The organism is Leptolyngbya sp. BC1307 (assembly GCF_002286735.1).
Lineage (GTDB): Bacteria > Cyanobacteriota > Cyanobacteriia > Phormidesmidales > Phormidesmidaceae > Phormidesmis.
The window spans coordinates 1-6,045 of record NZ_NRTA01000092.1; the positions used below are offsets into that span (position 1 = coordinate 1).

Annotated in this window: 6 protein-coding genes and 1 pseudogene; 3 read left to right on the forward strand and 4 right to left on the reverse strand. The window is 50.8% G+C overall.

Features of this window, described 5'->3' with window-relative positions; genetic code table 11:
• Nucleotides 1-157, reverse strand: a pseudogene (locus CKL79_RS21680) (IS701 family transposase); the annotation flags it as partial.
• A 542-nt stretch (nt 158-699) separates the two neighbouring features.
• On the opposite strand from CKL79_RS21680, the gene CKL79_RS21685 reads away from it, so the two are divergent.
• The 3 genes from CKL79_RS21685 (at nt 700) to CKL79_RS21695 (ending at nt 3,379) form a co-directional block, all read left to right on the forward strand.
• Nucleotides 700-1,446, forward strand: a complete 747-nt coding sequence (locus CKL79_RS21685) for an AraC family transcriptional regulator (protein ID WP_121971612.1) — start codon at nt 700-702, stop codon at nt 1,444-1,446.
• A 93-nt stretch (nt 1,447-1,539) separates the two neighbouring features.
• Nucleotides 1,540-2,424: an EamA family transporter gene (locus CKL79_RS21690; protein WP_121971613.1), complete on the forward strand. Its 885-nt coding sequence runs from the start codon at nt 1,540-1,542 to the stop codon at nt 2,422-2,424.
• A 202-nt stretch (nt 2,425-2,626) separates the two neighbouring features.
• Nucleotides 2,627-3,379: an SDR family oxidoreductase gene (locus CKL79_RS21695; RefSeq protein WP_121971617.1), complete on the forward strand. Its 753-nt coding sequence runs from the start codon at nt 2,627-2,629 to the stop codon at nt 3,377-3,379.
• Between the two features lie 256 nt (nt 3,380-3,635).
• Here CKL79_RS21695 and CKL79_RS21700 read toward each other — a convergent pair whose 3' ends face one another.
• The 3 genes from CKL79_RS21700 to CKL79_RS21710 form a co-directional block, all read right to left on the reverse strand.
• Nucleotides 3,636-3,956 (reverse strand): DUF5615 family PIN-like protein, encoded by a 321-nt coding sequence (locus tag CKL79_RS21700; RefSeq protein ID WP_121971614.1) that lies wholly within the window; start codon nt 3,954-3,956, stop codon nt 3,636-3,638.
• 1 nt (nt 3,957) lies between these two features.
• Nucleotides 3,958-4,176 (reverse strand): DUF433 domain-containing protein, encoded by a 219-nt coding sequence (locus CKL79_RS21705; protein ID WP_121971615.1) that lies wholly within the window; start codon nt 4,174-4,176, stop codon nt 3,958-3,960.
• A gap of 315 nt (nt 4,177-4,491) precedes the next feature.
• Entirely contained in the window at nt 4,492-5,922 is a 1,431-nt protein-coding gene (locus CKL79_RS21710) for a hypothetical protein (protein WP_121971616.1), read from the reverse strand.
• Nucleotides 5,923-6,045 lie beyond the last annotated feature (123 nt).

The following is a 6,045-nucleotide window of genomic DNA, read 5'->3' on the forward strand; positions in this document are numbered from 1 at the left end:
GCTCACGCAGTAAAAACCGATTGATGCTGTCGTGGCTTACCTCTGCCAAGATTTCTGAGAGCCGTACACAACTGACGTATTTAGGCTCAGCTAGTAGAAATAAGGTGTAGAGAGGGCTATTACACTGGGCTGTAGATGGTTTTGATCGCTGGCGCATGCTGACCAGAAGGCTAAGAGGATGTGATTTATTCTACCACTCATAATCTGCCTGCTCTGTCAATGCGTAAGTCCTATCTCAGCTGTCAGGCTGAAGCATTTCAGTCAGGGCTTCTCGAACTCGGTTTAGCTAAGGAAGTGATTAGATACCGGCATACTGGCTGCTGTATTAAGTCAGACATTTAGGCATGATTGACTGACAAAAGTTTGCATAAAAAGAGCTGAAATCGTCTCATGACAAGGGTTGCAGGCGATGAATGAGTATAATGACTCTGGATCGCCGAAACGCCGCCAACAGGCAGATCCAGGACTTGCCCCTAATGTTTTGTCAGTCAATCAGCATTTAGGCACTTATCCAGCAGTTACGCCTGGTAAGCACATCACGCCTACGCTTATGAAACTTATCTCAGCCTTTTTGGAAGAGCTACGATACAGCCTGGGCAATAGATGTTCTAAAGAAAAGCCTACGAACATTTCGTAGACCGCGTGATGTATCGTTTAGGAATGAGATTTGCCTGACGCTCCCCGGAATTCTTACAATCTATGGACAGTCTACAGACGATTGTCTGCGATCACAGAACCTACACTTCCCAAGGATGCTCTCACAAGCATGCCTTTGCTCAGCTAATTTTGCCATTGACAGGCTCTCTCTTCATCCAGACTCAAACCCATCAATTTGAGTTAGATGAATCCGCTATTTTCTTTCTCCCTGCTAGCTGTTCACACTATTTCTACGCCCGCAGCACCAACGAGTTTTTGACGTTAGATATTCCTCAGCACTTGATCGCGCCATTGACAGCGCTCAGCGAAACAGAAAAGTCTAACGCTGCTAATAGCATTCGCCTTGCGCTAGACGACCGCTGGAGAGCGATTCGTACGCTGTTGCTGACTGAAGCCCGCGATAATCCAAAGACCGAGCGATCGCAAACCGGCAACTTTCTACCTCTGGTTGACTACATCAGTAGCCTACTCACTCAGCCTTGTTTACCCCCTTCACTACAGCATATTCACGACTACTACCGTAGCCCGCTTACCGTGACTCAGCTGGCGAAAATTGAGGGCTACTGCCTCTCTTATTACAGCGAATGGTTTAAAGAGAAGACTGGCAAAACCCCCACAGCCTATATCCAAGATTTGCGAATTCAACAGGCTAAAAAGCTGCTGCTGCATACCGATCTGTCGATCCGGGAAATCGCTCATCAGGTAGGCTTTGAGAGAGCATCTTCACTGACTCGCCTTTTTCGCCAGCGCCACTACATCACCCCACAAGAATATCGAATAACGATCTGAAATTCAGCGAATTCATTGCTGGAATCTGGCTATCTCAACCGTGAACGATGCCCATAAGCTTTTGATGGCAATCCATTTGGAAGACAATTCACAATGCTATCGAATCCAGAGCAGCGGCAAGCTACGCTCATTGGCATCTCGGCAATATTGATGTGGGCTACCCTTGCACTATTGACTGAATTCAGTGGCGCGATGCCCGCTTTTCAGCTAACAGCAATGTCATTCACCGTCGCCTGCCTCATCGGTATTGCATCTTGGGGGCACGCAGGCGGCAACCCCCTACGATATCTGAAGCTCCCAAAAGCTGTTTGGGCTGTGGGCATTATGGGACTATTCGGTTATCACTTTTTCTATTTCATCGCTCTCAACCATGCGCCTGCTATCGAAGCTAGCCTGATTGCCTATCTGTGGCCGTTATTAATTGTGTTTTTCTCAGCGCTGCTGCCCGATGAAAAGCTGAGATGGTTTCACTGTGTGGGTACGATTGCTGCATTCATCGGCGTCGGCCTCCTAGTCACCAAAGGCCAAACGATTACCTTCGATGCTCGTTACACCACCGGCTATCTAGCCGCCTTTCTTTGTGCCCTGATCTGGTCAAGCTATTCGCTACTCTCACGCCGACTCGGTTCGATTCCAACCAACGCAGTAGGTGGTTTTTGTGGGGCAACCGCTGTCCTCGCATGGCTCTGTCACTTTTTATTCGAATCAACCGTAGTGCCGTCAGGTGGAGAATGGCTCGCCATTGTGGGCCTTGGTCTCGGTCCGGTCGGACTGGCCTTTTTCACCTGGGACTATGGCGTCAAGCACGGCAACATCAAGGTTTTAGGAACGCTCTCATACGCGACCCCTCTACTATCTACCCTTCTGCTGATAGCCTGTGGTGTAGCCGAACCCACTCGGACAGTTTGGCTAGCTTGCCTGCTCATTGTAGGCGGCGCACTATTGGCCGCGATAGATTTTTTAGGTGTCTCGCAATAAGCGCAGCGGCAACTCGTCTTGGCGAGGAGGCAACAAAAGAAGCTGCCTTAGCCGGTTAGGGCTAATCTTTTGTTCGACTCAAGTCAACACTGAGTTGGTGTAGATAGAACATAGATTTTTGGCAAGAGTAGAAATTATCTATCGCTGCCCAAGTTCACTGTTAGGCAAAATCAAACTTAAGGAAAATGAGGAGTGTAGGATTGTGAATGAAGATAGAGGCAAAAATAGAGTTGCGCTTGTCACTGGTTCAACATCTGGGATTGGCATGGCGATCGCAAAGCGACTTGCCGAAGATGGATTCGCGGTTGCTTTTCATTCCAAGTCATCGGTGTCAGTTGGGCAGTCATTAGCGGAAGTGTATCCCGGTGCATCTTATTTTCAAGCTGACTTGTCCGATCAAAACCAGTCTCGTAATTTGATTGCTAAAGTTTTATCGCATCACAGGCGATTAGATGTATTGGTAAATAATGCAGGGATTAGCGCGACAATTCCACATACATCGCTTAAGGAAGCCACACCAGAGGTCTGGCGAAACCTGTATGAAGTCAACGTCATTGCACCTTGGACACTCATTACAGAGGCTGAAACCGCACTACGCCAGTCATCCAGTCGTAAATGTCCTAGCTGCATTCTCAATATTAGTTCTCATGCTGGGATTCGCCCGAAAGGAGCCTCAATTCCATATTCTGCCAGTAAAGCTGCTCTAAACCATACGACAAAGCTACTTGCCTTGAGTCTTGCGCCTTTGATTCGTGTGAATGCGATTGCGCCGGGTTTAGTTGAAACACCGATGAGTAAGAATTGGACAGCAGCACGAAAGCTCTGGGAGGAGCGATCGCCAATGGGACGGGGAGCGCAGCCAGAAGAGATTGCACAGGTGGCTTCGATGCTGGTTGCGAGTCACTATCTTACGGGTGAGATTTTAATTTCAGACGGAGGGTTAAATCTTACCTGATAGCCTCTAAACTTCCCTAACAATCCCTTTACACACCGACATACCGAGTTCTTCATGGAGTTTGAAGATTCCTAGCGACCGATAAACAGGGTCGTTGAACATGGCCTCAGAGATAGCAAATCGACCTGGGCTGACTTAGAGCGCTGGAACCAGGAGGAGCTACAGGCTTGCGTCGAAGCTGGGCTGAAGACCTGTAACTTTCATATCGAGGTGCCTGAGTAGGCAAAGGCAAAGTGAGCAACCCCTTCGACTGCCTTCATGTGCCGATTACCATAGCTTGCCCCTTTACTACGGTCGCTAAGCTCGCTAGAACACTGGGTACCAAGGGCTTCAGATCCGCCAAGCGATTGGAGGGTGCTTGTAGAACGATGACCGCAATATCAAACTGTGGCAGATTTTGTTGGAACGATAGATTGCGATCAACCGTGATGAAAACATCGAATGCTGCGGCTGCAAGGGTAAGCAGTTGGCCATTCTTAACGCCTGCCCATCCCATCTGCGGAACTGTTTTCACCTCATGGTCAGTCAGTTCTCTGGCAAGTCTGCGGTCGATACATTCGTCTAGCAGAAGTTTCATGCTATGCCACCGTACTCGCCAGCTGTTTTCCAGCCTCGTCAAGAAAGGAGACAACCTGCTGCTTCGTCACAGTTGGAAACCCATCTAAAAAGTCGTTGATCGATTCACCTGCTTTGAGATAGTCGAGAAACGTCTGTACAGGCACCCTCGTTCCCGAAAAAACTGGAGTGCCACCCATGATCTCAGGAGATGCGCTAATAATTTGGGAGTTTTGAAGCATGGGTTTTGGTCTTCGGGAATCACACTCGTCTAGTTTAATTCCTTCTAAAAGGCTTTGCGGTTGACCGCTACAAGATAGCTGCTGGATAGCATCTTGCTAGTGAAAACGCGAATGGTTACCTCATCAGGACATCCCAGCGGCGAGTGCTGGGGCGATATGAGGATGTGATCGCCGACTATGACCGGGCATTAGAACTCGATCTGAGCAACAGGAACGCGCAATTTAGGAAAGGGCCAACCTCCGTTGTCCTTGGAAAAAAGAGAATGCGATGGCGCAGCCTTCCAAGGGAATCGCCTTCCTGATAGCACGACTCTGCTAGTACCCCATCCCATTGTCTTTCGCCTTCGCTCGTTTAGACGGGTTCCGACCCTGAGCCTGAGCGCGTTTTTTCGACGTGGAATCGGGCGTTTTATCTGTGTGGTCAGGCAGGTACCTGACCACGTTCTTAGCGTAAGTCTTTGGCTGGCCGCTCCTCTGAGCTGCGGGGCTATGCTGAGCGATCGCGTCCTGGACAGCTTCTGTAGCGTGACCATCGGCGATCGCGCTTTCGGCCATAGAACTATCTAACCGCTGTTGAAGTTGCGAGTTACCTGCTGCCACTGCCGATAGAACACCGCTATTCTGACTGCTGTAGCGTTCATATAGCTGAAGAGAAACGGGCTTTGCTGGCGGCTCCTGGTTGACGCTAGAAGGCGCTTGTTCTGTTTGAGGAGCAGTTTGAGTAACCACTTGTTGACTTTGCTCAGGCATTGAAAAAGGCGTAATCTGCCCTTGGCGATAGCTTCCCAACGGTTCAACATTCAGTCCCCACAGCTCCTTGCCTTCACTCCGGGCTGCGGCCAATTGCTCAGCGATGGGCGGAGGTGCAGCCTTCTCCACCTCCGCCCATCGCTGAGCAGCCCCTGCCTGCGCCGCTAGCCTCTCATCAATCCGATGCTGTCCGCCAACGCGCAGGGCAACCGGCTCACCGCCTTGCTCTGCTTGAGCAATGACGATATCGCCTTCGCGGACACCGTAGGCAGTATGAGGTTCATAGTCGAACGTCAGATGAGATCGCCCCTCTGAGAACGCCGCTACTTCGGCCTGGGTCTGCTCTACGATGGGCAAGTCCATCACCTGCATATCGACAACGCGATCGCTGCCTGAGTTCCTAGAAAATGCAGCCATGTAGGTTGAACCCGCTGGCAGCGCAATCGAGCGAGCGGCCACCGCACCAATCAGAAAGCGACCTCCGTCAGGCTGCATCACAGAGACTGAGGGCAAGGTGACGCTATCTCCGGTCTTCGTCATAAAAGCCTCTTTGCCAAACTGAATGGTATGCGGGCTCTGCTCGACTAGCCGCTGGCCAGCCGCCGCCGAGACTTGCAGCCGACCAACCTGAATCTCAGGCACCTGGGCTAAGCGATCGCTCAAGATATCGGGAAACTGCTTCATCACAATATGCCGACCATCGGCCTGCCGCCAGAGGGCGACTGCCATCTCCTGCCGATGTGCTGCTGGCGCGTACCCTGCTGGTGGTGCGATCGCTGATTCGATATATCTATTGGCTTCCTCAAAAAGCAGGTCAGTGTCGTTCTGCTGAGCCCAAGGCACTCGACTGGTGACGGTAGGGGCAGAGATGCTCAACTTCTGACCAGGCTGCTGCAACTGCTGCGCTAGGCTGTGCTGAATTGCGGATTCGGGTGAGACGTAGCCTACACGCTCAGCCTGGGTGATGCCATGACTATCGACAAAGATGAGCTGCACGGGGAACCGTTCTTTTGGGCTCGCCCGGGCGCATCCAGATGTTGTGGGAGGACTTGCCAATAAGAAAAAAGGGATGAGATCATAGATCCCGTCCCAACAAAAACTAGTCATGATTGTATCTTC

Coding starts and splice junctions, on each gene's coding strand:
- CKL79_RS21700 (WP_121971614.1), bottom strand. CDS start 3,956: ATGAAACTTCTGCTAGACGAATGTATCGACCGCAGACTTGCCAGAGAA.
- CKL79_RS21685 (WP_121971612.1), top strand. CDS start 700: ATGGACAGTCTACAGACGATTGTCTGCGATCACAGAACCTACACTTCC.
- CKL79_RS21705 (WP_121971615.1), bottom strand. CDS start 4,176: ATGCTTCAAAACTCCCAAATTATTAGCGCATCTCCTGAGATCATGGGT.
- CKL79_RS21690 (WP_121971613.1), top strand. CDS start 1,540: ATGCTATCGAATCCAGAGCAGCGGCAAGCTACGCTCATTGGCATCTCG.